The organism is Cellulomonas sp. EB106-03-03-XG116 (assembly GCF_058792015.1).
Genome location: NZ_JBYTEP010000037.1, coordinates 1 through 25,700 on the forward strand (window position 1 = coordinate 1; position 25,700 = coordinate 25,700).

At 77.0% G+C, this 25,700-nt stretch carries 24 protein-coding genes; 13 read left to right on the forward strand and 11 right to left on the reverse strand.

Annotated features, from left to right (window positions below):
• Positions 1-121: 121 nt before the first annotated feature.
• The 3 genes from AC3WUG_RS13545 to AC3WUG_RS13555 all read right to left on the reverse strand — a co-directional run bounded on the left by AC3WUG_RS13545 (position 122) and on the right by AC3WUG_RS13555 (position 3,671).
• The gene (locus AC3WUG_RS13545; protein WP_492328150.1) at positions 122-1,060 is read right to left on the reverse strand and encodes a metal ABC transporter substrate-binding protein; all 939 of its coding nucleotides are present in this window, start codon (positions 1,058-1,060) and stop codon (positions 122-124) included.
• 109 nt (positions 1,061-1,169) lie between these two features.
• Complete coding sequence (gene aztD / locus AC3WUG_RS13550) at positions 1,170-2,510, reverse strand: zinc metallochaperone AztD (protein WP_492328151.1); 1,341 nt, start codon at positions 2,508-2,510, stop codon at positions 1,170-1,172.
• Positions 2,511-2,672: 162 nt separating this feature from the next.
• Complete coding sequence (locus AC3WUG_RS13555; protein WP_492328152.1) at positions 2,673-3,671, reverse strand: aldo/keto reductase; 999 nt, start codon at positions 3,669-3,671, stop codon at positions 2,673-2,675.
• Positions 3,672-3,763: 92 nt separating this feature from the next.
• On the opposite strand from AC3WUG_RS13555, the gene AC3WUG_RS13560 reads away from it, so the two are divergent.
• Positions 3,764-4,177: a MerR family transcriptional regulator gene (locus AC3WUG_RS13560; RefSeq protein WP_492328153.1), complete on the forward strand. Its 414-nt coding sequence runs from the start codon at positions 3,764-3,766 to the stop codon at positions 4,175-4,177.
• 34 nt (positions 4,178-4,211) lie between these two features.
• Positions 4,212-6,053 (forward strand): cation:proton antiporter, encoded by a 1,842-nt coding sequence (locus tag AC3WUG_RS13565; RefSeq protein WP_492328154.1) that lies wholly within the window; start codon positions 4,212-4,214, stop codon positions 6,051-6,053.
• Positions 6,054-6,084: 31 nt separating this feature from the next.
• Here the strand turns inward: AC3WUG_RS13565 and AC3WUG_RS13570 are convergent, their stop codons facing one another.
• The 3 genes from AC3WUG_RS13570 to AC3WUG_RS13580 form a co-directional block, all read right to left on the reverse strand.
• Positions 6,085-6,780 carry a DUF305 domain-containing protein gene (locus tag AC3WUG_RS13570; RefSeq protein ID WP_492328155.1) on the reverse strand — a complete coding sequence of 232 codons (696 nt, stop codon included), beginning with the start codon at positions 6,778-6,780 and terminating at the stop codon, positions 6,085-6,087.
• Positions 6,777-7,418, reverse strand: coding sequence for a thioredoxin-like domain-containing protein (locus AC3WUG_RS13575; protein WP_492328156.1), 642 nt, complete (start codon positions 7,416-7,418; stop codon positions 6,777-6,779). Before AC3WUG_RS13575 ends, AC3WUG_RS13570 begins: the two co-directional genes overlap by 4 nt.
• A gap of 70 nt (positions 7,419-7,488) precedes the next feature.
• On the reverse strand, positions 7,489-9,759 hold the full coding sequence (locus AC3WUG_RS13580) for a putative bifunctional diguanylate cyclase/phosphodiesterase (protein ID WP_492328157.1): 2,271 nt from the start codon (positions 9,757-9,759) through the stop codon (positions 7,489-7,491).
• A 117-nt stretch (positions 9,760-9,876) separates the two neighbouring features.
• Here AC3WUG_RS13580 and AC3WUG_RS13585 point away from each other — a divergent pair, with 117 nt between their 5' ends.
• The 5 genes from AC3WUG_RS13585 to AC3WUG_RS13605 are packed head-to-tail and all read left to right on the forward strand — an operon-like array spanning position 9,877 to position 14,986.
• Positions 9,877-11,061 carry a PP2C family protein-serine/threonine phosphatase gene (locus AC3WUG_RS13585; RefSeq protein WP_492328158.1) on the forward strand — a complete coding sequence of 395 codons (1,185 nt, stop codon included), beginning with the start codon at positions 9,877-9,879 and terminating at the stop codon, positions 11,059-11,061.
• Complete coding sequence (locus AC3WUG_RS13590; RefSeq protein ID WP_492328159.1) at positions 11,058-13,028, forward strand: glycosyltransferase; 1,971 nt, start codon at positions 11,058-11,060, stop codon at positions 13,026-13,028. Before AC3WUG_RS13585 ends, AC3WUG_RS13590 begins: the two co-directional genes overlap by 4 nt.
• A gap of 19 nt (positions 13,029-13,047) precedes the next feature.
• The gene (locus tag AC3WUG_RS13595; protein WP_492328160.1) at positions 13,048-13,383 is read left to right on the forward strand and encodes an STAS domain-containing protein; all 336 of its coding nucleotides are present in this window, start codon (positions 13,048-13,050) and stop codon (positions 13,381-13,383) included.
• The gene (locus AC3WUG_RS13600; RefSeq protein WP_492328161.1) at positions 13,370-13,795 is read left to right on the forward strand and encodes an ATP-binding protein; all 426 of its coding nucleotides are present in this window, start codon (positions 13,370-13,372) and stop codon (positions 13,793-13,795) included. Before AC3WUG_RS13595 ends, AC3WUG_RS13600 begins: the two co-directional genes overlap by 14 nt.
• A 15-nt stretch (positions 13,796-13,810) precedes the next feature.
• On the forward strand, positions 13,811-14,986 hold the full coding sequence (locus AC3WUG_RS13605) for a PP2C family protein-serine/threonine phosphatase (RefSeq protein WP_492328162.1): 1,176 nt from the start codon (positions 13,811-13,813) through the stop codon (positions 14,984-14,986).
• Between the two features lie 27 nt (positions 14,987-15,013).
• Here the strand turns inward: AC3WUG_RS13605 and AC3WUG_RS13610 are convergent, their stop codons facing one another.
• Complete coding sequence (locus AC3WUG_RS13610) at positions 15,014-15,517, reverse strand: metallophosphoesterase family protein (protein WP_492328163.1); 504 nt, start codon at positions 15,515-15,517, stop codon at positions 15,014-15,016.
• A gap of 39 nt (positions 15,518-15,556) precedes the next feature.
• A complete protein-coding gene (locus AC3WUG_RS13615; protein ID WP_492328164.1) occupies positions 15,557-17,638 on the reverse strand; it encodes a SpoIIE family protein phosphatase in 2,082 nt (693 codons plus the stop codon).
• Positions 17,639-17,849: 211 nt separating this feature from the next.
• Here AC3WUG_RS13615 and AC3WUG_RS13620 point away from each other — a divergent pair, with 211 nt between their 5' ends.
• The 3 genes from AC3WUG_RS13620 to AC3WUG_RS13630 all read left to right on the forward strand — a co-directional run bounded on the left by AC3WUG_RS13620 (position 17,850) and on the right by AC3WUG_RS13630 (position 20,218).
• Entirely contained in the window at positions 17,850-18,605 is a 756-nt protein-coding gene (locus AC3WUG_RS13620) for an SDR family NAD(P)-dependent oxidoreductase (RefSeq protein WP_492328165.1), read from the forward strand.
• Positions 18,606-18,699: 94 nt separating this feature from the next.
• Entirely contained in the window at positions 18,700-19,356 is a 657-nt protein-coding gene (locus AC3WUG_RS13625) for a hypothetical protein (protein WP_492328166.1), read from the forward strand.
• Between the two features lie 118 nt (positions 19,357-19,474).
• A complete protein-coding gene (locus AC3WUG_RS13630) occupies positions 19,475-20,218 on the forward strand; it encodes a YcnI family copper-binding membrane protein (RefSeq protein WP_492328167.1) in 744 nt (247 codons plus the stop codon).
• Positions 20,219-20,336: 118 nt separating this feature from the next.
• On the opposite strand, the gene AC3WUG_RS13635 is transcribed toward AC3WUG_RS13630, so the two are convergent.
• Positions 20,337-20,582: a hypothetical protein gene (locus tag AC3WUG_RS13635; RefSeq protein WP_492328168.1), complete on the reverse strand. Its 246-nt coding sequence runs from the start codon at positions 20,580-20,582 to the stop codon at positions 20,337-20,339.
• Between the two features lie 36 nt (positions 20,583-20,618).
• Here AC3WUG_RS13635 and AC3WUG_RS13640 point away from each other — a divergent pair, with 36 nt between their 5' ends.
• The gene (locus AC3WUG_RS13640; protein WP_492328169.1) at positions 20,619-21,146 is read left to right on the forward strand and encodes a MarR family winged helix-turn-helix transcriptional regulator; all 528 of its coding nucleotides are present in this window, start codon (positions 20,619-20,621) and stop codon (positions 21,144-21,146) included.
• 25 nt (positions 21,147-21,171) lie between these two features.
• Here AC3WUG_RS13640 and AC3WUG_RS13645 read toward each other — a convergent pair whose 3' ends face one another.
• Positions 21,172-21,660, reverse strand: coding sequence for a MarR family winged helix-turn-helix transcriptional regulator (locus tag AC3WUG_RS13645; RefSeq protein ID WP_492328170.1), 489 nt, complete (start codon positions 21,658-21,660; stop codon positions 21,172-21,174).
• Positions 21,661-21,761: 101 nt separating this feature from the next.
• On the opposite strand from AC3WUG_RS13645, the gene AC3WUG_RS13650 reads away from it, so the two are divergent.
• Both AC3WUG_RS13650 and AC3WUG_RS13655 read left to right on the forward strand, forming a co-directional pair.
• Positions 21,762-22,709 carry an LLM class flavin-dependent oxidoreductase gene (locus AC3WUG_RS13650; protein ID WP_492328171.1) on the forward strand — a complete coding sequence of 316 codons (948 nt, stop codon included), beginning with the start codon at positions 21,762-21,764 and terminating at the stop codon, positions 22,707-22,709.
• Positions 22,706-25,021, forward strand: coding sequence for an LLM class flavin-dependent oxidoreductase (locus AC3WUG_RS13655; protein ID WP_492328172.1), 2,316 nt, complete (start codon positions 22,706-22,708; stop codon positions 25,019-25,021). The genes AC3WUG_RS13650 and AC3WUG_RS13655 overlap by 4 nt, the downstream gene beginning before the upstream one ends.
• 443 nt (positions 25,022-25,464) lie before the next feature.
• Here AC3WUG_RS13655 and AC3WUG_RS13660 read toward each other — a convergent pair whose 3' ends face one another.
• Positions 25,465-25,608: a hypothetical protein gene (locus AC3WUG_RS13660; protein WP_166938335.1), complete on the reverse strand. Its 144-nt coding sequence runs from the start codon at positions 25,606-25,608 to the stop codon at positions 25,465-25,467.
• Between the last annotated feature and the right edge of the window lie 92 nt (positions 25,609-25,700).

The window sequence follows — 25,700 nt, forward strand, 5'->3', positions numbered from 1 at the left end:
CCCCCCCCCCCCCCCCTACCCCCCCCCCCCCCCCCCCCCCCCCCCCCCCCCCCCCCCCCCCCCCCCCCCCCCCCCCCCCCCCCCCTTCCACTGGACGCGGGGTGGCCCGTCGCGTTCGGGCTCACGCGCCGCAGGTCAGCCCGCCCGCCAGCGCCGCCAGGTTGTCCCGCATGACGTCGAGGTAGTCGCGCGCGTCGTCCTCGGCCAGCCCCTCCAGCGGGTCGAGCACGGCCGTCGCGACCCCGAGGTCGTCGGCGAGCGTCTGCGTGACCTTGGGGCTGGTCAGGGTCTCGAAGAACAGCGTCCGCACGCCCTCGGCCCCGACGGTCGCGGCGACGTCGCGGAGGCGGGCCGGGGACGGCTCGACCTCGGGGTCGACGCCGCTCAGCCCGACCTGGTGCAGCCCGTACCGCTGCGCCAGGTAGCCGAACGCCTCGTGCGAGGCGACGAGCGTGGCGCCCCGGCAGGCGGCGAGGCCCTCGGCGAGCTCGGTGTCCAGGGCGTGCAGGTCGGCGACGAGCGCGTCGGCCGCGGCCGCGAAGTCGTCCGCGTGCGCCGGGTCGACGTCCGCGAGCGCGTCCGCGACCTGGTGCGCCACGTCCGCGAGCCGGGTCGGGTCGAGCCAGAAGTGCGGGTCCAGGCTGTCGCCGGCGCCGGGTGCGACCCCGTCCGGCGCGACCTCGAGCCCGGCGGCCTCGGCGGCGTCGACGACGCGCGCGGGGGAGGTGGCGGCCACGGCCGCGTCGGTCGCCGCCTGGAACCCCGACAGGTAGACGACGAGGTCGGCGGCGCCCAGGCCCGACACCGCGCTGGGCGACAGCTCCAGGTCGTGCGACTCGCCGCCGGGCGGGGTCAGCGAGGTGACGGCGACGTGGGCGCCGCCCACCCGCTCGGCGACGAACTGCAGCGGGTAGAACGCGGCGACGACGTCGTGCCGGTCGTCGGCGTCGGCGGGGGAGCAGGCGGCGAGGGCGGTCGCGGCGGCGACGGCGGCCGCGGCCGCGAGGGCGCGGGTGGAGCGGGGGTGCGCGGTGCGAGGGCAGGTCGTGCTGCGGGCCACGGGGGTCCTTCCGGGTCGGGGGTGCGCGGGAGTGGAGCGTCCTGCCCGGCACGCGCGGCGTGTCCGGGCAGCACGCTCCACTCCGGGGGTGCGAGGGGTGGGCCAGGGGTCAGCCCTGGGTGGTCTCCTCGTCGTGCGCGTGGTCGTGCTCGTCCTCGTGCGCGTGGTCGTCGTCGGCGTGGCCGTGCTCCGCCGCGGCGCCCGAGACGCCCGCGATCTCGTTCGGCGTCACCTCGAGCTCGGCCGACAGCCAGACCTCGCCGGTCTCGACGTCGACCGCGTGCACCGAGTTCGTGGCGGGTTCGGTGATGTACGCCGAGCCGTCCAGGACCGTGATCGCCGGGCGCGGCTGCTGCCACTCCTCGGGCTCCTCCCAGGCGTCGATCACCGGGACGGACCGCACGACGGTGCCGGACTCCGGGTCGATGACGTGCAGCGCGCCGTCGGTGCCGAGCACCAGGGCCTCGCCGGCGTCGCCGCGGGCGAGCGAGCGGAACGTGTAGGAGGCCGGCAGGTCGACCAGGCGGATCGACGCGTCGCGGGTGTCGATCAGCGAGACCCGGGTCGGGCGCTCCAGGTCGGCGTCCGGGTCGGACTTGTAGTCGCCGAGCACGTACGGGGAGGCCTCGGAGCCCGCCTGGTTGCCGATGCGGCCGTAGGCGTCGGGGGCGGTGACCTTGGTCAGCGCGCCGCCGGCCCAGACCACGGCGCCGTCCTCGCAGCCGATGACGACGGCCTCGTCGGCGGCGACCGCCTCGCCGTGCACGCCGGGGCAGGTGTCGATCGCGGCGATCTCGGTGTTCTCCGCGTCGAGCACCCGCACGCCGGTGCGCGCGTCCTCGTCGCCCTCGGACACGACGAGGGTGCCGTCGGTGAGCTCGACCGCGACGCCGTGGTGCGCGGACGGGGTGGTGTACTCGCGGGTCGTGGCGTCCGGGTCGGCGAGCGCGTCGGAGTCGACGACGGTGACCTGGCCGGTGCCGTCGTCGAACAGGGCGGTGCGGCCCTCGTGCCGGACGGCGTGGCCGGGCTTCTCGGCGGACCACAGCACGTCGGTGAGCACCGGGTCGCTGGTGAACGAGTGGGTGTGGTCGCCGTGCGGCTCGGTCCAGGTGCCGGCGTCGAGCACCTGGAAGCCGCCGGTGGTGGACACGAGGACGTGCCGCTCGTCGCCGGCCGGGTTCAGCCGGTTGAAGCCCGCCAGCTCGATGTCGGAGACGACCTCGAGCGAGTCGGCGTCGAGCACCTGGATGCCGCCGTCGTAGGTGAGCGCGAGGCGGGGCTTCGCGGTGGCGACCTCGGTGGCGGCGGGGGCGGCCGGCTCCTCGGTGGTCGCGGACGGCGCCGCGGCGGGGTCGGCGGTCTGGCCGCAGGCGGCGAGCAGCGCGGCGGCCACGCCGAGGCCGAGCGCCCCGGCGAGTCGGGGGCGGGTGCGGGTCGAAAGGGTCATGTGGGGGGCCGGCGGTCGCGGGGCCCGTGCGGGCGCACGGGTGCCCTCGCCGCCGTCTCCTCTCCGGTCGCGGGTCGGATGATCAGCGCGGTCACGCTAACACAACTGATACTCAGTCTCATTACCGTTCCCGCACCCGCCCGACCCGCGCCCGGCGCGCGCTCACCAGGCCGCGTCGAGCCGCTCCCGGGCCTCGGCCGGCAGCACCAGCCGCACGCCGGCCATGGCTGTGCCCAGCTGCGCGAGGCTGCTCGCTCCCGCCACCGGGCTGACGCGCGGCGTCCCGCCCGCGAGCCACGCGAGCACCACCTCGCTGCGGCTGACGCCCAGCTCCGCGGCGACCGCCGCCAGCACCGCGAGCCGCCGCGCGGTCCCCGGGTGGTCGAAGCCCTCGGGGACGGGCCGGTCCGCGCGCTCGTACGCGCCCGACATCAGCGGGCTGTACGCCCACAGGCCGACGGTCGGGTTCGCCTCCGCGTAGTCGAGGACCTCGTCGGTGATCCAGCCGAACCGGTGGTCGTGCTCGTGGTCCCGGACCATCGGGCGGGGCTGCAGGTAGGAGTAGCGCAGCTGCAGCCCGGTCGGCTCCGCGAGGCCCCGCGCGCGGGCGAGCCCGGCGGCGCGCTCGGCCCGCCACAGTGCCGTGTTGGAGAACCCCCACGCGCCCACCACACCGTCCGCGACCAGCCCGCCGAACCCGTCGACGATCTCGGGCAGCGGCGTCGACCGGTCGTCGCGGTGCGCCCAAAACAGGTCGATGCGGTCGATTCCCATCCGGTCCAGGCTCTGCCGCGCCACGGACCGCACGACGTCGGCGCCGAGGCCCGTCGTGCGCTCCGGGAACGAGCCGGGCCGCAGTGGTTCGCAGCCGACCTTGGTCGCGATCCGCACCCGGTCCCGCATCCCGGGCCGGGCGGCGAGCCAGCGGCCGAGCACGGGCTCGCTCTGGCCGCCGCGGCCGGAGTCGTCGGCCCAGAACGCGTAGCAGTCGGCGGTGTCGATCCACACGCCGCCGGCCTCGACGTACGCGTCGAGGAGGTCGAAGGACTCGGCGTCGTCGTGCCGGGTGCCGAACAGCATCGCGCCGAGCGCGATCGGCGGGACGGGGGTCGGGGTGTCGTCGGAGGCGCGGGGCCCGGTCGCGGGCGCGGTCGTCGTCATGCGCGCCAGCGTGGCGGCTGGAGCGCGCTCCAGCGCAAGGCCCGGCGCCGAACCCGCCCCGTGCCCGCCCGGGCCGCGCCACACTGGCGACCGTGACCACCTACGCCCCGGCCGACGCCGCCCGGCGCTCCGGCTTCAGCCTCGACACGCTCCGCTACTACGAGAAGATCGGCCTGGTCCGTGACGTCCGGCGTGACGCCGCGGGCCGGCGGCTGTACGACGACGCCGACCTGGACTGGCTCGGCGTGCTCCGCTGCCTGCGGGACACCGGCATGCCGATCGCCGCGATGCGCCGGTACGCGGGGCTCGCCCTGGCGACCGGCCCGGGCGCCGACGCGACCGTGCCCGAGCGGCTCGCGCTGCTGGAGGCCCACGCCGAGCACGTAGCCTCGACCATCGAGCTGCTGCTGCACCAGCAGGAGCACCTCGCGGAGAAGATCGAGCACTACCGCGGCCTCGTGCGGGACGCGGACCCGGCCGCCGTGGCCGCGGGGTCCGCCGGCTGAGCGCGCGGCGGGCGGCCACGGAGGGGCGGAGCGCATGGACCTGCTGCTGATCGGGGTGATCGGTGCCGTCGCGGTGGTCACCGTCACCGCCCTGGCCCCGCGGGTGGGGGTGTCGGCCCCGCTGCTGCTCGTCGCGCTCGGCGTCGTGATCAGCCTGCTCCCGGTGGTGCCGGCGGTCGAGATCGAGCCGGAGTGGATCCTCGGGGTGGTGCTGCCGCCCCTGCTCTACGCGACCTCGGTCTCGGTGCCGACGATGGACTTCCGGCGCGACCTCACGGCGATCAGCGGCCTGTCGGTGCTGCTCGTGGTGGCGACGTCGGTGGTGCTGGGTGTGATCTTCTCCTGGCTGATCCCCGACGTCACGCTCGCGACCGGCATCGCACTGGGCGCGGTCCTCAGCCCGACCGACGCAGTGGCGACCTCGATCGTCCGGAAGTCCGGGGTGAGCCCCCGCATCGTCACGGTGCTGGAGGGCGAGAGCCTGCTGAACGACGCCTCCGCCCTGGTGCTGCTGCGCTCCGCGGTGGCGGCGACGGCCGCGTCGGTGACCCTGTGGGAGGTGGCGACCGACTTCGTCTACGCGGTGGTCGTGGCCGTCGTGATCGGCGGGCTGGTCGGCAAGGTCAGCCTGTGGGTGCGCACCCGGGTCGCCGACCCGCACCTGACGACGGCGATCTCGTTCATCGTCCCGTTCGTCGCCTACATCCCGGCGGAGCACCTGAACGCGTCCGGCCTCGTCGCCACGGTCAGCGCCGGGCTCGTCGCGGGGTCCGGGAGCGTCCGGCTGCGGCCGCAGGACCGGATCGCCGAGGCGGCCAACTGGCGCACGCTCGAGCTGCTGCTCGAGGGAGCGGTGTTCCTGGTCATGGGGCTCGAGCTGTACGGCCTCGTCGCGGAGGTGCAGGCGGACCACGGCCACCTCTGGTACGCCGTCGGCCTCGGCGCGCTCTCGGCCGTGGTGGTGCTGGTGGTGCGCACCGGGTACGTCGCCTACCTGCTGTCGCGGCTGTCCCGGCGCGCGCGCCGGGGCGTCACCGTGCGCGGCTACCTCAGCGCGCTCAACGACCGCGCCGACTCGCTCGCCACCCTGACGCGGGAGGACCTGGCCGAGCGCCGGATCCCGGGCGCGCCGCCCGCGGGGGCCGCGCCGCGCGCGACCACCGCGCCCGTCGACGCGGCGAAGGTGCGCCGGGTGCTCGGGCGCCGCCGCCCGCGCCTCGGCCGGGACGACGCGCCCGAGGCCCGCGGCGTCCGGCTGCGCTACCGGATCACCCGCCGGATCGCCGACATCGACTACCTGCAGGCCGAGCACCTCGGCCCGCGCGAGGGCGCCGTCCTGGTGTGGGCCGGGATGCGCGGCGTCGTCACCCTCGCCGCCGCGCAGTCGCTGCCGCGGGACACCCCGCACCGCGCGCTGCTCGTGCTCGTCGCGTTCGTCGTGGCGGCCGGCACCCTGCTCGTGCAGGGCGGCACGCTCGGCTGGCTGGTGCGCCGGCTCGGCCTGGGCCGCGACGGCACGGACGACCGGGCGGAGGTGGACCGGCTCGCGGGGGAGATGGCGGTGGCGGCCGCGGCCCTGCTCGGCGACCCCGACCTGCGCCGGCCGGACGGCACCCCGTACGACGCGGTGGTCCTGGAGAAGGCCCGGCGGATCGCCGAGCGGCAGGGCGGCGAGCTCGACGAGGACGAGGAGGCCGAGGACCGCGCGTCCGCCGCGGCCCAGGTGCGCGAGCTGCGGCTGGCGGTGCTGGACGCGCAGCGGGAGGCGCTGCTGAAGGTCCGCGACCTGGGCACCGCGAGCTCGGGCGCGCTGACCGAGGCGCTGCGGGTGCTGGACGCGGACCAGATCAGCCTGGAGCTGCGCGCGCGGGACTAGCGGCCGCGGACGCCCGCGCCCGCGGCGCCGGTCAGGACACCGGGCCGCCCCGGGCGTCCAGCATGTCCTGCAGCGCGGTCAGCTCGCGCTCCTGGGACGTCACGATGTTCTGCGCCAGCGCCACCACCTGCGGGCGCTGCGCGTGCTCGACGGCGTACTCGGCCATCTCCACGCCGCCCTGGTGGTGCGGGATCATCAGCTGCAGGAACAGCCGGTCCGCCTCGGCGCCGGTCGCCGCGGTGAGCCGGGCGAGGTCCTCGCGGGACACCCAGCCGGGCATCGCGGCGTAGCCGGCGGACTCGGTCGCGGACGCCCCGTGCCCGTGCTCCCCGCCCGTCATCCACGCCATCGGCGCGTCGGAGGCCGCGGCGGGCAGCCCCCACGTGGACAGCCAGCCGGCCATCTGGCCGATCTGGTTCTGCTGGGTGAGCAGGATGTCGAGCGCGACGGTCCGCACCTCCTCGTCGGTGCTGCGGTCCCGGACGAGCACGGCGAGGTCCACCGCCTGCGCGTGGTGCGCCTGCATGTCCCGGGCGAACCCGGCGTCGACCGAGCCCTCCGGCGCGGCGGTCAGCGCCGGCTGGCGCGCGAGCAGCCCCCCGGCGAGCGCGCCGAGCACCAGCGCGGCGACGGCCACGACGGCGAGCACCACGCGCCCGTGACCCCGGCCCGCGGGTGCGGGCTCCGGCGCCACGGGCGCGTCGGTGCGCAGGTCCTCCGACGTCACGCCGGGGTGCCCACGCCGCTCGAGCACGGCGCGCCGACCTCGGCGAGCTCCGGGTTGAGCAGGTACTTCTGGATGAAGACCGGCAGCCGCTCGTCGTCGACCGAGTCGACCTTGAGCTGGTAGCCCCACGCGCTCACGGCGACCGGGGAGTCGAGGCCCTCGTACGGGGACACCAGCACGTAGGACTGGTTCTCGGCGAACGCCTGGAGCGTCGCCACGTCCGCGGCGGGCAGTGCAGGGTCGTAGGTGATCCAGACGGCGCCGTGCTCGAGCGAGTGCACCGCGTTCTCGTCCGGCACCGGCTCGGTGTACACGCCGCAGTTCAGCCACGCGGCGTTGTGGTCCCCGCCGGCGGGCGGGGACTGCGGGTAGTCGACGGCGGTCGTCACGTGGTTGAACGTGAGGCCGTCGAACGCCTCGACGCCCTCGATGTCGGCGTCCGCCTGCGCCTCGAGGGCGGCCTTGTCGCGGCCGGCGTCGACGATCACCCAGGCGCTGACGCCGACGAGGGCGAGGACGAGGACGCCGGCGATCGAGCCGATCCAGACGGCGCGGCCGCGCTCCTTCTTGCGCTGCTCGGCTCGGACGGCGGCCAGGCGGGCCTGGCGCTCGGCCGCGGTGGGACGGCGGTCGGGCATGGGGTACTCCTCCGGTCGGTCGGCGCGGCCCGCGGGCCGGTCGGTCCGGAGACAATACTTGAAGGATCTACTAATTGACAGGCGTCCCGGCGCCCAGGCGCGCGTCGAGCGCCGCCGCCGGGCCGGGCCGGCCGAGCGCCCAGCCCTGCGCGGCGTCGCACCCCAGCCCCCGGAGCAGCGCGAGCGTGCGCTCGTCCTCGACGCCCTCCGCGACCACCTGCATGCCGAGCGCGTGCCCGAGGTCGACCGTCGAGCGGAGGATCTCGGCGCACACCCGGTCGTCGGCGGCGGGCGCCACGAACGCCCGGTCGACCTTGAGCACGGTGAACGGCAGCCGGCGCAGGTAGTCGAGCGAGCCGTAGCCCACGCCGTAGTCGTCCACCGCGAGCACGACGCCGAGGTCCGCGAGCGCCCGGAGGGTCCGCCCGGCCAGCGCGGCGTCGCGCATCGCCATCGTCTCGGTGACCTCGAGGCCCAGCGCGTCCGCGGGCAGGCCGTGCCGGTCCAGCGCCGCCCGCACGTCGCCCACCAGCCGGGGGTCGTCCAGGTCGTGCGCGGAGACGTTGACGGACACGGCGAACGACCCGGCGCCCGCCGCGTGCCACCGGGCGCACTGCGCCAGGGCGACGTCGAGCACGTGCAGCGTGACGGGGCGGACCAGGCCGGTCCGCTCGGCCGCGGGCACGAACGCGTCCGGGCCCAGGAAGCCGTGCTCGGGGTGCTGCCAGCGCACCAGGGCCTCCGCGCCCTCGACGCGACCGCCCGCGACGGCGACCAGCGGCTGGAAGTGCACCACGAGCTCGCCGCGGGCGGCGGCCGCCGGGAGCCGGCGGAGCAGCGACGCGGCGCACGGCGCCGGAGCAGCCGCGGGCCCGCCCTCGGCCCGCTGCGCCGGCAGGGCCGGGGTGCCCGCGTCGACGGCCACCCGCGCGTCACCACCGCGCGCGGCGGTCAGGGCGGCGTCCGCGCGGGTGACGAGCGCGTCGGCGGCGGCCGGGCGTCCGGACGCCACCGCCACGCCGACGAGCGGCTGCACGGTGAGGTCCAGCCCGCCGACCGGCAGCGGCGGGGTCAGCCGGTCGACGAGGCGGGTCGCCGCGCGCTCCGCCTCCGCCGGGTCGGCGACGTCGATCCCGACGGCGAACACGTCGCGCGCGAGGCGCGCCGGGGTCCCGCCCTCCTCCGCCTCGCGGCCGACGACGGCACCCACCGCGAGGAGCAGGTCGTCCGCGACGGCGTGCCCGAGCGTCTGCGTGACGTCGCGGTAGCCGTCGAGCGCCACCAGCAGCACCGCGGGGACGGTGCCCGCCGGCGCGTCGGCCGGCGCCGCCGCCAGCCGGCGCGCCAGCCCGCCCGCGTTCGCGAGGCCGGTCAGCGGGTCCGTCACGGCGAGGTGCTGCAGGTGCCGGTGCTGGCGCCGCATGGCCCGGAGCAGCCCGCCGAACCGCAGCAGGAACGCGGCGATCACGACCGTGGCGGCGGTGCACACCTCGGCCAGGTGCACCGGGCCGCCCCGGAACGCCTCCACCGCCAGCGTCCCCGGCAGCACGCACACCGACGCGCCCAGCAGCACGAGGTGGCCGGTGCTGAGGTCGCCGTCGGCGCGCGGGGGCGCGGCGCGACCCGCGGACGCGTGCCGGGCGGCGCAGGCCAGGAGCACGTACCCGAGCAGCCACAGGGTGTCGATCAGGTGCACCCGGTCGTCCAGCGCCGGCCAGCCCGGGGCCAGGAGGAACAGCTCGTCCGCGAGCAGGATGGCCAGCACGCCCCACGTGATCAGCCGCAGCGCCCGGGGCTGGTCGCCGGTGGCGGTGGCGGCGCGCGCGAGGAGCAGGAGCAGCACGGCGTCGCCGGCGGGGTAGAGCGCGCCGACGGCCGTGCCGAGCGGGTCGGCGCCCCAGCCCGACAGGGTCGGCTCCAGGACCAGCAGCCACAGGACCAGCAGCGGGCCGCTCGTGACCAGCAGCGCGTCCAGGAGCCAGGTGGGCCGCCGGTCGCGCGGCGCGGGGAACGCCCGGACCAGGCCGGCGGCGAGCAGCGGGTAGGACACGACGTACGCCACGTCGGCGACGGAGGGGAACGGCTGCACGCCGAGCCCGCGCTCCAGCAGCGTCCACACGGCGTCGCCCAGGACCCAGGCGCCGAGGCCGAGCGCGAGCAGCCGCCACGCGCGCCGCTGCGGGCCCGGGATCCGGCCCGCGGCCCGGTGGGTCCGCACCGCGCACACCGCGCCGACGCCCACGTACAGCAGGTCCCGGAGGGTCCCGGCGGGCAGCACGGCGTGCACCGCGAGCGCGGCGACGACGACCGCGAGCGGCGGGTGGGGGACTCGCTGCAGCACGGGTGCCTGATCGGCACCCCGGGACCGTCCTTGACCCGTCAGGCGGGTGGTCTTCGGAGCGTCGCGCCGTCCTGCAGGTCAGGGGACCTGTGGGTAGGGTCACCGCGGGGGTGAGGCATGGGCGAGACCGCACGGGACGACGTCGACGAGGCGCGACGCGTCGCCGCGCTGCGCGAGCTGCACGTGCTCGACACCCCCGCCGAGGAGCGGTTCGACCGCGTCACCCGGCTCGCGCAGCAGCTGTTCGACGTCCAGATGGCGTTCGTCTCGCTGGTCGACGCCGACCGGCTGTACCTGAAGTCGCACCAGGGGACGACGGCGCACGAGACGCCGCGGGACGGGATGTTCTGCGCGGTCGCGATCGAGCAGCCGGCGACGATGGTGGTGCCCGACGCCGCGCTCGACCCGCGGTTCACCGCGGCCCCGTTCGTGACCGGCGACCCGCACATCCGGTTCTACGCCGGGCGGCCGCTCGCCACGCCGGCCGGGGAGCGCGTCGGCACCCTGTGCCTGATGGACCGCCGGCCGCGGGAGTTCACGGCGGAGGACGAGGCGCTGCTCACGGACCTGGCCGCGTGGGTGGAGAAGGAGCTCTCCGCGGACGCCGAGCTGGGGCGCGCGGCGGAGGTCCAGCGCGGGCTGCTGCCGACGGCCGCCCCCGACCTCCCCGGGTGGGACCTCGCCGGCGCCTGCCTGCCCGCGCACGGCGTGGGCGGCGACTTCTACGACTGGCAGGCGACCCCGAGCCGGCTGCTGCTGACCCTCGCGGACGTGATGGACCGCGGCCTCGGCGCCGCGATCATCGCCGCGACCGTCCGGTCGGTGCTGCGCGGCGTCGGGCGGCACGAGGACGTGGCCGCGGCGGTGGCGCTCGCGGAGCGGGTGCTCGAGCCCGACCTCGACCGCGCCGGCGCGTTCGTCACCGCGTTCCACGCGGAGCTCGACCCCGCGACCGGCGTGCTGCGGTACACCGACGCGGGCCACGGCCTGGCGGTGCTGCGCGCCGCGGACGGCACCCTGCGGCGACTGCCCGCGCAGGGGCCGCCGCTCGGCGTGGTCGTGGGGGTGCCGCGCGTGGCGGCGGAGGTCGCGCTCGCGCCCGGCGACACCCTGGCCGTCGTGAGCGACGGCCTGCTCGAGCGCGGCGACCGGGCGCTGGACCCGGAGGACGTGCTGGCGGCGCCGCTCGGCGCCGCCACGTCGGCGGCGGACGCCGTGGCCCGCGTGCTCGCGGCCGCCGGCACCGCCACGGACCGCCCCGACGACGTGACCGTCGTGGTGCTGCGGAGGGAGAACGGATGAGGCAGCAGCTCGTGCTGCGGGTCGTCGTGGTGCTGACGCTCCTGCTGGGGGTGAACTACATCGCCTGGCGGTGGCTCGACTCGGTGAACTGGTCGGCGTGGTGGATCGCCGTGCCGCTGGTGATCGCGGAGACCTACTCGCTGGTCGACGTCGCGCTGTTCGGCATGACGATGTGGAAGGCGAAGCGGCGCGACGACCCGGCCCCGCCCGCCGCGGGGATCACCGTGGACGTGTTCGTCACCACCTACAACGAGCCGGTCGAGCTGGTGATGCGGACCGCCGCGGCGGCGCGCGACATCGCGTACCCGCACCGGACGTGGGTGCTCGACGACGGCTCGCGACCCGACCTGGCCGCCGCCGCGCGCGCCGCGGGCGTCGGGTACATCGAGCGCTCCGAGGACTGGACCGACCGGCCCCGGCACGCCAAGGCCGGCAACCTCAACAACGCGCTGTTCCAGACGGACGGGGAGTTCCTGCTCATCCTCGACGCGGACCAGATCCCCGAGCCCGAGCTCCTCGACCGCGTCCTCGGCTACTTCGACGACCCCGCGGTCGCCCTGGTGCAGACGCCGCAGTTCTTCACCAACGTCACCTCGGCGGACCCGCTCGGGAGCCAGGCGCCGCTGTTCTACGGCCCGATCCAGCAGGGCAAGGACGGCTGGAACGCCGCGTTCTTCTGCGGGTCGAACGCGGTGCTGCGCCGGGACGCGCTCATGCAGCTGGGCCTGGTCGGCTACGTCCGGGAGACCGAGCGGTCGGTGCGCGAGGCGCTGCACGCGTCGCGCCGGCTGCTCGACCGCGCGCAGCGGGACGCCCCGGACGCGGCCCAGGCGGCCGTGCTGCACGAGGTGCAGGAGGCCGCGGCGCGGGCGCTCGGGGCGCTGGACGCGGGCGAGCCGCTGTCCGACGTCACCTACGGCTTCCAGCGGGAGGTCGACGGGATCTCCGCGCAGGTCGTGGCCCGGGACGTCGCGAGCATCCAGGACGACCTCGCCGCGATCGCGGCGCTGCCGATCGCCCGGGACGACGAGATCGGCGCGGTCGTGGTCGACGAGCCCGCGCTCGCCCGGCTCGCCGACCGGGAGTGGTCGCCGCTCGGCGCGATCGAGTCGGTGCAGGCGCTGGTGCGGGCGGTCGACGTCGACCGGGGCTCCGAGGCGCAGGCCGTGATGCCGGTGGCCACGCTGTCCGTCACCGAGGACATGGCGACCGCGATGCGGCTGCACGCCCTCGGCTGGAAGACGGTCTACCACCACGAGAGCCTGGCGCACGGCCTCGCCCCCGAGGACCTCGGCACGATGATGACCCAGCGGCTGCGCTGGGCGCAGGGCACGATGCAGGTGATGCTCAAGGAGAACCCGCTGGGCGTCCGGGGCCTCAAGGTCGGCCAGAAGCTCATGTACTTCGCGACCATGTGGTCCTACCTGTCGGGCTTCGCCGCGCTGGTCTACCTGGCCGCGCCGATCATCTTCCTGTGCTTCGGGGTGCTGCCGGTGACGGCCTGGACGGTCGACTTCTTCGCGCGGTTCATCCCGTTCTTCCTGGCGAGCCAGCTGCTGTTCGTGGTGGCGGCGCGGGGCGTGAAGACCTGGCGCGGGCAGCAGTACGCGCTCGCGCTGTTCCCGGTGTGGATCAAGGCCGTGTGGACCGCGGTGGCGAACGTGTGGTTCGGCCGGCCGCTCGGCTTCGCGGTCACCCCGAAGGTCCGGCCCGACGGGTCGCCCAGCCAGTGGCGGCTCGTGTGGCCGCAGCTGCTCGCGATGGCGCTGCTGGTGGTGGCCGCGGTGGTCGGGATCGTCCGGGCGTCGCTCGGGCTGTCCCTGTGGGTGGGCACGACCGTGAACCTGCTGTGGGTGGTGTACGACCTGGTGGTGCTCAGCGTGGTGGTGCAGGCGCTGCGCTATCGCGGGTTCACCGGGCCCGAGGCGAGCCCGCCGTCCAGCGCGCGGCGCCGGGGCATCGCATGACGACGACGAGGAGGACCCGATGGAGCTGACGACCGACCGGACCGAGGGCGCGGCGGTGCTGCGCGTGCAGGGCCGGCTGACCATGGCCGCCGCGGGCGAGCTGAAGGCCGCGGTGGACCGCGAGGTGGCCGAGGGGCGGACGCTCGTCGTGGTCGACCTCGGCGAGACGGCGTTCCTGGACTCGTCCGGGCTGGGCGCGCTGGTCGGCGGCCTGCGCACCGCCCGCGCGGCCGGGGGCGACCTCCGGATCGCCCGGGTCGGCCAGCAGGTCCGGACCGTGCTGGAGCTCACCACGATGGACCGGGTGCTGCGCCCGTACGCGACCGTCGAGGACGCGGTCGGTGCCGGCCGCTGAGGGGGCCGCGGAGCTCCGCGTCGACGGCCCCGCGGAGACGGCGTGGCTCGACCGGGTCCACGACGCGCTCGCCCGCCTGTGGGACGCGGCGCCGGAGGTGCCCGACCTGGACCGGCTGCGGTTCGAGACCGCGGTGATCGAGATCGCGACGAACGTCGTCCGGCACACCGTCCCGGTGGGCGACGGCCCGGTCCGAGCGAGCGTGCTGCTGCGCGCCGACCACCGCCGGCTCGAGGCGGAGCTCACCGACGACGGCGCGCCCGTCCGGGTGGACCTGGACCCGGACCCGGTGGACGACTTCGCCGAGAGCGGGCGGGGGATCGCCCTGGTGCTCCGGGCCGTCGACAGCCTGAGCCTGGCGCGGGAGGACGGCCGGAACACCTGGCGGCTGGCCCGCGACCGGTCGGCGTGACGTACGGTCGTGCCGATGAGCTCTGAGACCCTGCACCTGGAAGACGACCGCGTCGCCGCCCTGCACCGGCTCGGCGTGCTCGACACCCCCGCCGAGGACCGGTTCGACCGCGTCGTCCGGCTCGCCCGGCAGCTGTTCGGCGTGTCGACCGCGATGGTCTCGCTCGTGGACCGGCACGTCGTGGTGCACAAGGCGATGGTGGGCTTCGACGACCCGGTCGTCCCTCGCGAGGACTCGTTCTGCGGCACGACGGTCGAGCAGGACCGGATGCTCGTCGTGCCCGACGCGGCCCAGGACGAGCGGTTCCGGGACAAGCCGTTCGTCGTGGGCGCGGACGGGCTCCGGTTCTACGCCGGCCAGCCGCTCGTCGCCCCCGGCGGCTACCGCGTCGGCACGCTGTGCATCGCCGACCAGAAGCCCCGGCAGTTCGACGCGGACAGCGCCTCCCTGCTGCGCGACCTCGCCGCGTGGGTCGAGAAGGAGCTCGTCATCGACTCCGAGCTCGAGCGCGCGGCCCAGGTGCAGGCGGGGCTGCTGCCCCGGTCCGCGCCGGTCGTGCCGGGGTACGAGGTCGCGGGCGCGTGCCTGCCCAGCCGGGCCGTCGGCGGCGACTTCTACGACTGGTCGGCGACCGAGGGCGGCGTCGTGCTGAGCCTGGTCGACGTCATGGGCAAGGGCGCCGGCGCCGGGATCATGGCCGCCTCGATCCGCGCGGTGCTGCGCGGCTCCGCCCACGGGGCCGACGTCGCGCAGTCCCTGCTGTACGCCGGGGCGATCCTGCACTCGGACCTGTCCGGCGCCGGCGTGTTCGCGACCGCGTTCCACGCCTCGCTCGACGCCGCGTCCGGGGACGTCTCCTACGCCGACGCGGGCCACGGGCTCACCGTCGTCGTGCGCGCCGACGGGACCGACGAGCGGCTGCCCGCCACCGGGCTCCCGCTCGGGGTGCTGGACGAGGAGGCTCGCGAGCAGCGGACCGCGCACCTCGACCCCGGCGACCTCCTGGTGACGTTCTCCGACGGCGTGCTGGACCTGGTGGACGGCACGCTCGAGGGCCTGCCGCCGGTCGTCGACGCCGTCCGGGGGGCCCGGTCCGCGGACGACGCGGTCGAGGCGGTGCTGCGCCTGGCGGCGGCCGCGGCCGAGCGGCCGGACGACATCACGGTGGTGGCGGTGCGCCGGGCGGGCTGACGCCCCGGCCAGCCCGGCCCGCCGGGCTCAGCCGCGCGGCGGCACCGGGTGCAGCACCACGTCGTGCAGCGCCCCGCCCTCCGCACGGGCCGTCAGGTAGGTCCCCGTCGGCTGCCGGCGCCGGTCGGTCGGCGACCCCGGGTTGAGCAGCCGCAGCCCGCCCGGCGCGACGGTGTCCCAGGGGATGTGGCTGTGGCCGAAGACGAGCACGTCGACGTCGGGGTACGCCGCCGCGCACCGCGCCTCCCGGCCCTGCGCCTGCCCGGTCTCGTGCACCACGGCGAACCGCAGCCCGCCCAGCTCGGCGCGGGCCACCTCCGGGAGGCGGGCGCGCAGGTCGGCCCCGTCGTTGTTGCCCCAGCAGCCGACGAGCCGGCGCGCCCGGGCCTCCAGGGCGTCCAGGAGCGTCACGTCGACCCAGTCGCCCGCGTGCAGCACGACGTCCGCGGCGTCGACCGCATCCCACACCACCGGGTGCAGGTCGCGGGCGCGGCGCGGGACGTGGGTGTCGGCGAGGAGCAGCAGGTCCACGGGGCCTCCGGCGTCGGGGGGTCGGGGGGGCGTGCGGGGTCAGGCGGCGCGGCGCAGCGCGACGACCGTGAGGTCGTCCTCGGGGTGCCGGGGGTCGACCAGCGACAGCACCGCGTCGGCGGCCTGCTCGGCGGTGCGGGTGCCGCGCACCGCGCGCCCCACCTGGTCCAGGTCGTCGAGCGACCCGCCGAGCGCGTCGAGGACCCCGTCGGAGAACGTGACCAGCAGCTCGCCCGGGGCCAGCCTGGCGCGCGCGCTCACCCGCTCGGGACCCGGGGCGATGCCGAGCGGCAGGCCGGTCGCCGAGAGCCGGCGCGCCGAGCCGTCCTGACCCACGATCAGGGACAGCCCGTGGCCCGCGTCCGTGTAGGACACCTGACCGTCCGCCGCGTCCACGTAGGCGCGGAACATCGTCACGAACGCGCCGGCGTTCGCCAGGTCGGCCGTCATCGCCCGCTCGGTCGCCGCCAGCGTGCCGGCCACGTCGCGCAGCGTGCGCTGCGCGTGCAGCACCGAGCGGGTGGTCGCGGCCAGGATCGCCGCGGCCGGGCCCTTGCCCATCACGTCCGCGAGCGTGAGCACCAGGCCGTCCGCCACCGGCTGCCAGTCGTAGAAGTCGCCGCCGACCGAGCCCGCCGGCACGAACCGCGCGGCGAGGTCCAGCCCGGGCACGTCGAGGGTCAGGGACGGCAGCAGGCTCGCCTGTACCTGGGCCGCCCGGCGCAGCTCCGTGCGCTCGACGGTCACGTCCCGCAGCACCGTCACCGCGCCGCCGCCCGCCGCGTCGGGCAGGGGCGAGGCCGAGAACGTGACGATCCGCGGCTCCGAGGCCCCGGGCACCCGCACGAGCAGGTCGGCGTCGCGCACCTGCTCGCCCGCCAGCGCCCGGCGGAACGGCAGCTCCGCGTCCGGCACCGGGCTGCCGTCCAGGCGCGCGAGGTGCGCCAGGTCGGTGTCGCCCTCGCCACCGGGCGTGGTGCGGCCGGTGAGCAGCAGGGCCGCCGTCGGGTTGCGCACCACCACCCGGCCGGTCGCGTCCACCACCCGGACGCCCTCCGACATGGTGTCCACGACCGTCGCCAGCAGCGTCGCCTGCTCCTGCGCCCGGTCCCGGGCGGTCTGGAGGTCCGCCACCAGGCGCCCGCGCTCGTCCCGGGCGATGGCCAGCGCCAGCCCGATCACCGCGACCAGCCCGACGTACAGCTGGGCGATCGCGACCTGCGCCGTCGGGTCGGGCAGCTCCGCGAACGGCCCCGACCCGGCGAGCGTGAGCTGGATCGCGACGACGCCGCAGACCGTCGTGTGCAGCACCACCGACCGCGTCGGCAGCCGCGAGCCCGCCCACACCGTGAGCCCGATCAGCGGGAACACCACCGCGAGCCAGTCGATCTCGACGAACCAGACCACGTAGAGCAGCGGGGCGAGCAGCAGCGCCGCGAGGTAGTCGGCGCCCCGGCCCTCGGTCCACCACTCGATGCGGTCGTGCGCCGTGCGGCGTGCGGCCCGCAGGCGCAGCCACGCGCCGAGCGTGAAGCCGAGCGTGCCGATCCCGACGATCGCGACGGTGTTCCGCGCGCACCACAGCAGCGCCGTGCGCCAGGTCCACGGCTCGCCGCCGAGCACCACCGCGAGCTCCACGAGCGGCGCCGAGACCACGGAGCTCAGCACCGCGCCGAGGACGAACCACCAGAGGTCGGGCACGCGGCGCAGCTGCTGCGTCCCGCGCGCGGCCCACACGTACGGCGCGTACCGGGCGAGCACCGCCGCGCAGACCACCGCCTGCACCGTCGCGGCGAGCGCACCGATCGCGGCGGTCGACGGCGACGCGCCGGTCGCCGCCACCACGGCTCCGGTCGACAGCGCGAGCACCAGCGGGTCCAGCCAGGGCCACGGGCGGCGGGCCCGCGCCACCAGCCACAGCACCGACACCCCCGCGGCCGGCCAGACGAGGCTGACCTCGGCCTCGGGCACCCGAGTCGCGCGGCCGAGCAGGCAGGCCGCGGCGTTGAGCAGCGCGAACAGCGCCACCAGGCGCAGGTCGCGGGCGCCCGGCCGGCGGAGCGCCCGGGGCGGCCGCGGGGTCGCGTCGGTGGTCGCGCCGCCCAGCAGCTCCGTCGTCACGCGCCCTCCCGGCTGTCGACCGTCCCCGACCAGCAGGCTACGGGGCCGCGAGCCGCCGCGCCCGTGCCCCCGGGGGAGCGATGTCGAGGGTCTTCCGTCCCGGTGTGACGGTCCCGACACCGTGCGCGGCCATCACCGACCGGTCGGTCGGTGTTGACTCGGACGGGCCGCGCGCCGCGGTCCACGAGATCTGAGCGAGGAGTGACGCGTGATGGCGCGGTTCGACGGCAAGGTGGCCCTGGTGACGGGTGGCGGCAGCGGGATCGGGGAGGCCGTCGCGCAGCGGCTCGCCGCGGAGGGCGCGTCCGTCGTGCTCACCGACATCCGGCTCGAGGCGGCGCAGCGCGTCGCGGACGAGATCGTCGCGGCCGGCGGCGCCGCGTCCGCGTTCCAGCAGGACACCGCCGACGCCGAGAGCTCGCGCGCCGCGGTCGAGCACGCCGTGGCGACCTACGGCGCGCTGCACCTCGCGGTGAACAACGCCGGCATCGCGGCCCGGAACCAGCTGCCGACCGGCGAGCTCGACCTCGACGCCGACTGGCGCCGCGTCATCGACATCAACCTCAACGGCGTGCTGTACGGCCTGCGGTACGAGCTCCCCGCGATCGAGGCGGCGGGCGGCGGCGCGGTCGTCAACATGGCGTCGATGCACGCGCTCGTCGCCGCCCCCGGCAACTCCGCGTACGTCGCGTCCAAGCACGCGATCAACGGCCTGACCAAGAACGCCGCCGTCGAGTACGGCACCCGCGGCGTCCGGGTCAACGCGGTCGCGCCGGGCAACATCTGGACGCCGCTGATGGCGCAGCTGCCGCAGGACCAGATCGACGCCATCACGGCGAGGCACCCGATCGGCCGGATCGGCCGGCCCGACGAGGTCGCCGCGCTCGTGGCCTTCCTGCTGAGCGACGAGGCGTCGTTCATCACCGGCAGCCTGCACCAGGTCGACGGCGGGTACCCGGCCGTCTGACACCCGGGGCGGGTGACCGGCCCGCGCGCGCCGGTGCGCCGATCACCCGGCGCCGTCAGGACCTTGGTCCCGGAGATGCCGTAGCGTCGGCGCCGTGGACCCGTCCGTGCAGCGTGCGCTCGTCGTGGGGCGCCTGCTCGGCGTCGCGGCGACCGTGCTCGCGCTCGGGTCCGGCGCGCACGTGCTCGGCGGCGGCCACGCCCCGTCCGGGGGTGCGCTCGCGCTCATCGGGTCGCTCGTCCTGGTCGGCTCCGCGGCGCTCGCGCGCCGGCCCCTGACGGTGCGGGTCCTGCTCCCCGCCGCGGTGGCGGGGCAGCTCGGGGTGCACGCGGCGCTCACCTGGCTCGCGTCGGGCGCCGGTGCCGCGCTGCCGGGCGGGGTGCACGCGGAGCACGGGGCCGCTCTGCCGGAGGTGGTGCCCACCCTCGTCGGGACGGCAGCGACGGCCGGGGTCCCGCTCGACGCCGCGGTGGCCGCGCCGCACGGCGCCGGCGGGCTGATGCTCGCCGCCCACGCGGCGGCGATGGCGGCCACCGTGCTGCTGCTCGTGGCGACCGACCGCGGGGTCCTCGCGCTGGCCCGCCGCTGGGCGGCGCTGCTGCCGGCGCTCGCGGGCGCGGTGCCGACGCCGGTCGTGCCGCGCGCGCGGCCGGTCGCGCCGGTCGCCGCCGCACCGCGCCCCGTGCCGGCCCTGTGCGGCGGGGTCGCGAGGCGCGGCCCGCCCGGGGTGCTCCGCCCCCGCGTGGCCTGAGCCCCCGCACGCCCTGCGCGGCGGGGGTGCCGGGTCACGCCGTCCCCGCGCGCCCTGCCGCCGCCCTGGTGCGACGGCCTGACGGCGCGCGCCACGCCGTCCCCCAGGAGAACCCACCGTGTCCGCATCCCCCCGCGCCCTCGCGCGCCTCGTCGCCGGCCCCGCGCTGGCCGCCGCCCTCGTCCTCGGCTCGGCTGCCGCGGCGTCCGCGCACGTCCGCGTCGTCCCGGAGACCACCGCCGCCGGCGGCTGGACCGTCCTCACCTTCCGCGTCCCCAACGAGTCGCCGACGTCCGCGACCACCCGGGTGACGGTCGACCTGCCGACGGGCACGCCGCTGACGTCGGTCTCGACGCAGCCCGTGCCCGGGTGGACCGCCACCGTCGAGCACGGCGCCCTGCCCGAGCCGGTCGAGGTCGACGGCGTCACGCTCACCCAGGCGCCGCTGCGCGTCACCTGGACCGCCGACGGCGCCGGCATCGGCGACGGCGAGTTCCAGCAGTTCGCCCTCTCCGTCGGCCCGCTGCCCGCCGCCGGCACCGAGCTCGTCCTGCCCGCGCACCAGGAGTACGCCGACGGCGAGGTCGTCGACTGGGACCAGGTGGCCGAGGGCGACGAGGAGCCGGACAGCCCGGCGCCGGCCTTCACCACGACCGGGGCGGCGGCCGACGGTCACGGGAGCGGCGCCGCGGACGCGTCGGGCGACGAGGCGGCGCAGACCGGCGCGGGCGACGCCGGGGCCGGCTCCTCGGCCGACGACGCCGGGGCGCTGCCCGTCGTGCTCGGCGGGCTCGGCCTCGCGGCCGGGGTCGGCGCGCTCGTCGTCGCCGTGCTCGCGTGGCGGCGGGCCGGGGCGCGCTGACCCCGCCCCGCACGTGCGACGCCCCCGTGACCGGCCGGTCACGGGGGCGTCGTGCTGCGGGGGTGTGGTGCCGCGGGGGGGTGTCGCACCGCGCGTGTCGCACCGCGGGGGAGCGGCGTCAGCCGGCGACCGGGCGCTCCACGAGGTACGACCGGCCGTCCGCGCCGACGACCCGGACGAACTCGGTCCGCAGCGCCTGGTCGCGCTCGCGGTCGGCCTCGGCGACCTCGCGGTCGGGGGCGAGGGGGTCGCCGACCTGGGCCGGCCCGAAGACGCTGAGCAGCGCCGCCTCCCGCCTGTCGTTCGCCCTGCCGATCCTGCCCATGCCCGCCGCCTCGTCCCGTCCGATGCTGAGTGCCCTCATTATATGCGCACGAACGATCCGGGCTAGTATCGTCGGGTGACCCGCCCCGCCGCCGCCCCTGCGCCCGCGCCCCGGGTCGTGCTGCCCGCCGGGGACGCGCCTGCGGGGGACGCGCCCCTCGCCGACCCGCTCGCCGTCGAGGCGCAGGTGTGCCTCGCGATGTCCGCAGCGGCCCGCGCGCTCGTCGCGTTCTACCGGCCCCTGCTCGATCCGCTCGGGCTCACGCACCCCCAGTACCTCGCGATGCTGGCGCTGTGGCAGCACGGCGACCTCACGCTCAAGGCGCTCGCGGCGCTGCTGCACCTCGAGCCCGCCACGACGTCGCCGCTGGTCCGCCGGCTCGAGGCGCTCGGGCTGGTCGAGCGCGCGCGCGACGGCGCGGACGAGCGCGCGCTCGCGATCCGGCTCACCGACGACGGGCGCGCGCTGCGCGAGCGGGCCGTGGGCATCCCGGCCGCGATGGTCGACGGGCTGCGGCTCGAGCCCGCGCAGGTGGCGCAGGTGCGCGAGGCGGCGCAGCTCCTGCTCGCCGCGTGCGAGGACGCGGAGGGCCGCCGGGGCTGACGCGCCCCGGGCGCCGGGTGGTCGGTCAGCGACCGAGCGCGTGCTCCACCGTCGTGCACGGGTCGCCGGTCTCGCGGTAGCCGCAGGCCGCGCGGCGCAGGAGCTGCCCGACGGCGGTGCGCTCCGCCGGGTCCAGCGCGCCGAACACCGCGTCCTCCGCGACGGCCATCCGGTGCTCCAGCTCCGCGAGCAGCGCCTCCGCGCCCGCCGTGGGGTGCACGCGGCGCTGCCGGCGGTCGACCTCGGCGACCCGCCGCGCCACCAGGCCGGCACGCTCCAGGTCGTCGATCAGGTAGGTCATCACCGTCCGGTCGATGCCGAGGCTCGCCGCCAGGGCGGCCTGGCTGGGGTGGGCCCCGCGGACCACCTCGCGCAGCACCAGGAACCCGCGGAACCCGTGCGGGACCGCCTCGACCGCGGACGTCATCGCGTGCTCGTAGGCGCGGAGCAGCACGCCCAGCGACCACCCGAGGTCCGAGGCGGGGTGCGTCGTCTGCTCGTCGGTCGCCGTCATGCCGGGAATCGTACGCCGGGGCCCGTGGTTGAGCCAATCATCTGCACGACATACGATCGTGCGCGCCGACGGATGGCTCAGCGGATCGAGACGAGGCGGACATGACGGACTACGGCCACGACCTGCTCTTCGGGTCGTTCATCACGCCGAGCAACGCGGCGCCCGAGCGCGTCGTCGGGCTCGCGCAGCTCTCCGAGCAGGCGGGCCTGGACCTCGCCACCTTCCAGGACCACCCGTACCAGCCGTCCTTCCTCGACACCTGGACCCTGCTGTCCTACGTCGCGGCGCGCACGGAGCGGATCACCCTGGCGCCGAACGTCGCGAACCTGCCGCTGCGGCCGCCCGCCGTGCTCGCCCGCTCCGTCGCCAGCCTGGACCTGCTGTCCGGCGGCCGCGTCGAGCTCGGGCTCGGCTCCGGCGCCTTCTGGGACGCGATCGAGGCCATGGGCGGGCGCCGGCTCACGCCGGGTCAGGGGGTCGACGCCCTGCGCGAGGCCATCGCCGTCATCCGCGCCCTCTGGGACACGAGCGACCGCGCCCGCGTGGACCTGCCGGGCGACCACTGGCCGCTGGCGGGCGCCAAGCGCGGCCCCGCACCCGCCCACCCGGTCGGCATCTGGGTCGGCGCCTACAAGCCGCGGATGCTCCGGCTCACCGGGGAGCACGCCGACGGCTGGCTCCCGTCCCTCGGCTACCTCAGCAGCCTCCAGGACCTCGACGAGGCGAACGCGCGCATCGACGACGCCGCGCACGCGGCGGGCCGCGACCCGCGTGCGGTACGCCGGCTGCTCAACGTCGGCGGGCGGCTCACCGACCGCCGCAGCGCCGACCTGCTCTCCGGGCCGCCGGAGCAGTGGGTCGAGCAGCTCGCCCTGCTCGCCCTGGAGCACGGCACGAGCGCCTTCATCGCCACCGGCGACGACCCGACGCTGCTCACCGTCCTCGGCCAGGAGATCGCGCCGGCCGTGCGCGAGCTCGTCGCCGCCGAGCGCGGCGGGTCCGCCGGTGGGGCGCCCGCGGCGGCCGTCGGGGCGGGGGAGCAGGCGTGAGCGGCGCCGACCTCGGGCACCCGCTGCAGCTCGGCGTCGAGCTCGCCCCGTCCGCGGCCGACCCCGGTGCCCCGGGGCGGCTCGCGCGGCGCGCGGAGGAGCTGGGGCTGGACCTGGTGGTCGTGCCGGACGGTGCGGGTGCGCCGGAGGGCGATGCGCTCGACGACGCGCTCGACGCGTGGACTGTGCTCGCGTCCGTCGCGGGCGCCACCGAGCGCGTCGACGTGGCGACCCGCGGCCTGCGGCTCGACGGCCGGCCCCCGGCCGTGCTCGCGCGCGCCGTGGCGAGCCTCGACCACCTGGCGGGCGGACGCGTCACGCCCGGGCTCGCGCCCGGGGCGGACGGTGCGGACCCCGACGACGCGCTCGACGCGCTCGCGGAGGGCGTCGACGTCCTGCGGGGCATGTGGGCCGCCGCCGAGCCCGGGCCGCTCGTGCACGAGGGGCGGCACCACCGGGTCGCCGGGGCGCAGCGCGGTCCCGCGCCGGCGCACAACCTGGCCCTGTGGCTGGGTGCCGGGCCGGCGGAGGTCGCCGACGGGGCGCGGACGCTCGCCGCGCGCGTCGCCGACGGCTGGTGGCTGCCGGTGCCGGCCGGCGCCGGGTCGCACCTCGACACCGTCCTCAGCGAGCAGGCCGCCCTCGACGCGGCGCTCGCGGCCGCGGGCCGGGACCCGCGCGAGGTGCGGCGGGGCCTCGTGCTCGACGCCGGGTCGCTCGGGTTCGGGGCCGGTGCCGACGGGTCCGTGCCGGGCGGGGGTGTGGCGGGCGGCGCGGGTGTGCCGGGCGCGGGCGTCGCGGACGCCCTCGCCGCCCTCGTGCTCGACGCCGGCGTGGGGACGCTCGTGCTCGCCGTCGCCGACGAGCCCGCGCTCGCGGCGTTCGCCGAGGTGGCGGGCACCGTGCGCGACCGCGTCGCCGCCGCCCGCACCGCCCGGGGCACCCGGGTCGGGACCCTCCGGAGCGCCGCCGTGCGCGCCGCCCGGGCGCCGGGCATCGACTACGACGCCGTGCCCGCCGCGCTCGTCGGCACCGCCGTCGAGCCCGGCGACGCCGGGTACGCCGCCGTCCGGTCCACCTACATGCGCGGCGGCCGGCCCGGGCTCGTGCTGCGGCCGGGGACGACCGCCGAGGTGGTCGAGGCCCTGGCCTACGCCCGCGCGCAGGACGTCCCCCTCGCGATCCGCAGCGGCGGGCACGGCATCAGCGGCCGGTCCACGAACGAGGGCGGGATCGTGCTCGACCTGTCCCGGATGCACGCGATCGAGGTTCTCGACGTCGCCGCCCGGCGCGTCCGCGTCCAGCCCGGTGCGCGCTGGGGCGAGGTCGCCGCCGCCCTGCACCCGTACGGCTGGGCTCTCACCTCCGGCGACTACGGCGGCGTCGGCGTCGGCGGCCTCGCCACCGCGGGGGGCATCGGCTTCCTGGTGCGGGAGCACGGCCTGACCCTCGACCACCTGCGCGCCGCCGAGGTCGTCCTCGCCGACGGATCCGTCGTCCGGGCGAGCGACGACGAGAACCCCGACCTGTTCTGGGGCGTCCGCGGCGCCGGGGCGAATCTCGGCGTCGTCACGTCCTTCGAGTTCGAGGTCGACGAGGTCGGGGACGTGGGCTTCGCCCAGCTCGTCTTCGACGCCTCCGACACCGAGCAGTTCCTCGTCGACTACGGCGCCACCCTGGAGGCAGCCCCGCGCGACACCACGGCGTTCCTCATCATGGGACCGCCGCGCGGCGGGGTCGTCGCCGCGCAGGTCATGGCGATGGTCGACTCCGACGACCCGGACACGATCATCGAGCGGCTCAACCCGTTCGCCCGGATCGCGCCCCTGCTCCAGCAGCAGGTGCAGGTCGTGCCGTACCCGGCCGTCGTCTCCGTCCCGCAGCGGCACACGTCCGACGGCGAGCCGGTCACGCGGTCGGGCATGGCCGAGCACCTCACCCCGGAGCTCGCCGCCGACGCCGCCCGGCTGGTCCGCAGCGGGGCCACGCCGTTCTTCCAGATCCGGGCCGCCGGGGGAGCCGTGCACGACGTGCCCGCCGACGCCACCGCCTACGCCCACCGGTCGGCGAACTTCAGCATCGTCGCGATGGGCAGCAGCCGGCGGCGGATCGACGCGATCTGGGACGCGATGGCGCACCACTTCGACGGCGCCTACCTGTCCTTCGAGACCGATCCCCGTCCCGAGCGGCTCTCGGGCGTCTACCCGGGGGCCACCCTGGAGCGGCTGCGCGGGCTCAAGCGCCGGTACGACCCGGAGGACGTGTTCCGGCACAACTACTCCGTCGCGGAGCCGCCCGCGGTCGTGCTCTGACCGCCGGGCGCGGTCGCGGGTCTCGGGGTCCGACCCCGAGCGGGACCGGGGGTCGGCCTCCGCCGCGAGGAGGAGGCCGTGCGCCCCGAGGGGGACCCCGTACGCCCGACGTCGGACCCGAAGATACGGCGCAGGGCCGATCCGCCGGGCGGGGTCGGCTTGCCAGGATGGAACCCGTCAGCACGTCGAGAGCCGGAACGAGGAGCAACGTCATGTCGCCGCAGGTGTGGATCGTCGTCGCGGGCCTCGTGGCCGTGATCGTCGTCGTCGGCCTGGGCGACCTGGTCACCCGCGCCCGGGACGCACGCCAGCGCGTGCGCCGCTGACCCGCCGCGGGCGGCAGCCGGGAGGAGGGCCCGGCACCGCCCGCGAGGCCGTGGCTCGCGCCACGCAGGACGACGCCCGCACCCCCGGGGGGAGGTGCGGGCGTCGTCGCGTGCGGCCTACTTGCCGATCTTGTCGTCGGCCTTCTTCTCGAGGTCGTCGATCTTGTCGGCGTTCCCGCCGCCCGACTTCTTCGCGGCGGTGTCCCCGGCCTTCTCGATGCCGGCGTCGCTCGCCTTCTCGGTGATGTCGTCCAGGCCCATGACGCGGTCCTCTCGTCGCTCGGGTGGTGCCGGCGGGTCGCGGGGCGGCCCGCCTCCGTCAGTCTCGGACGGGGCGCTCGGGGGCGCGACCG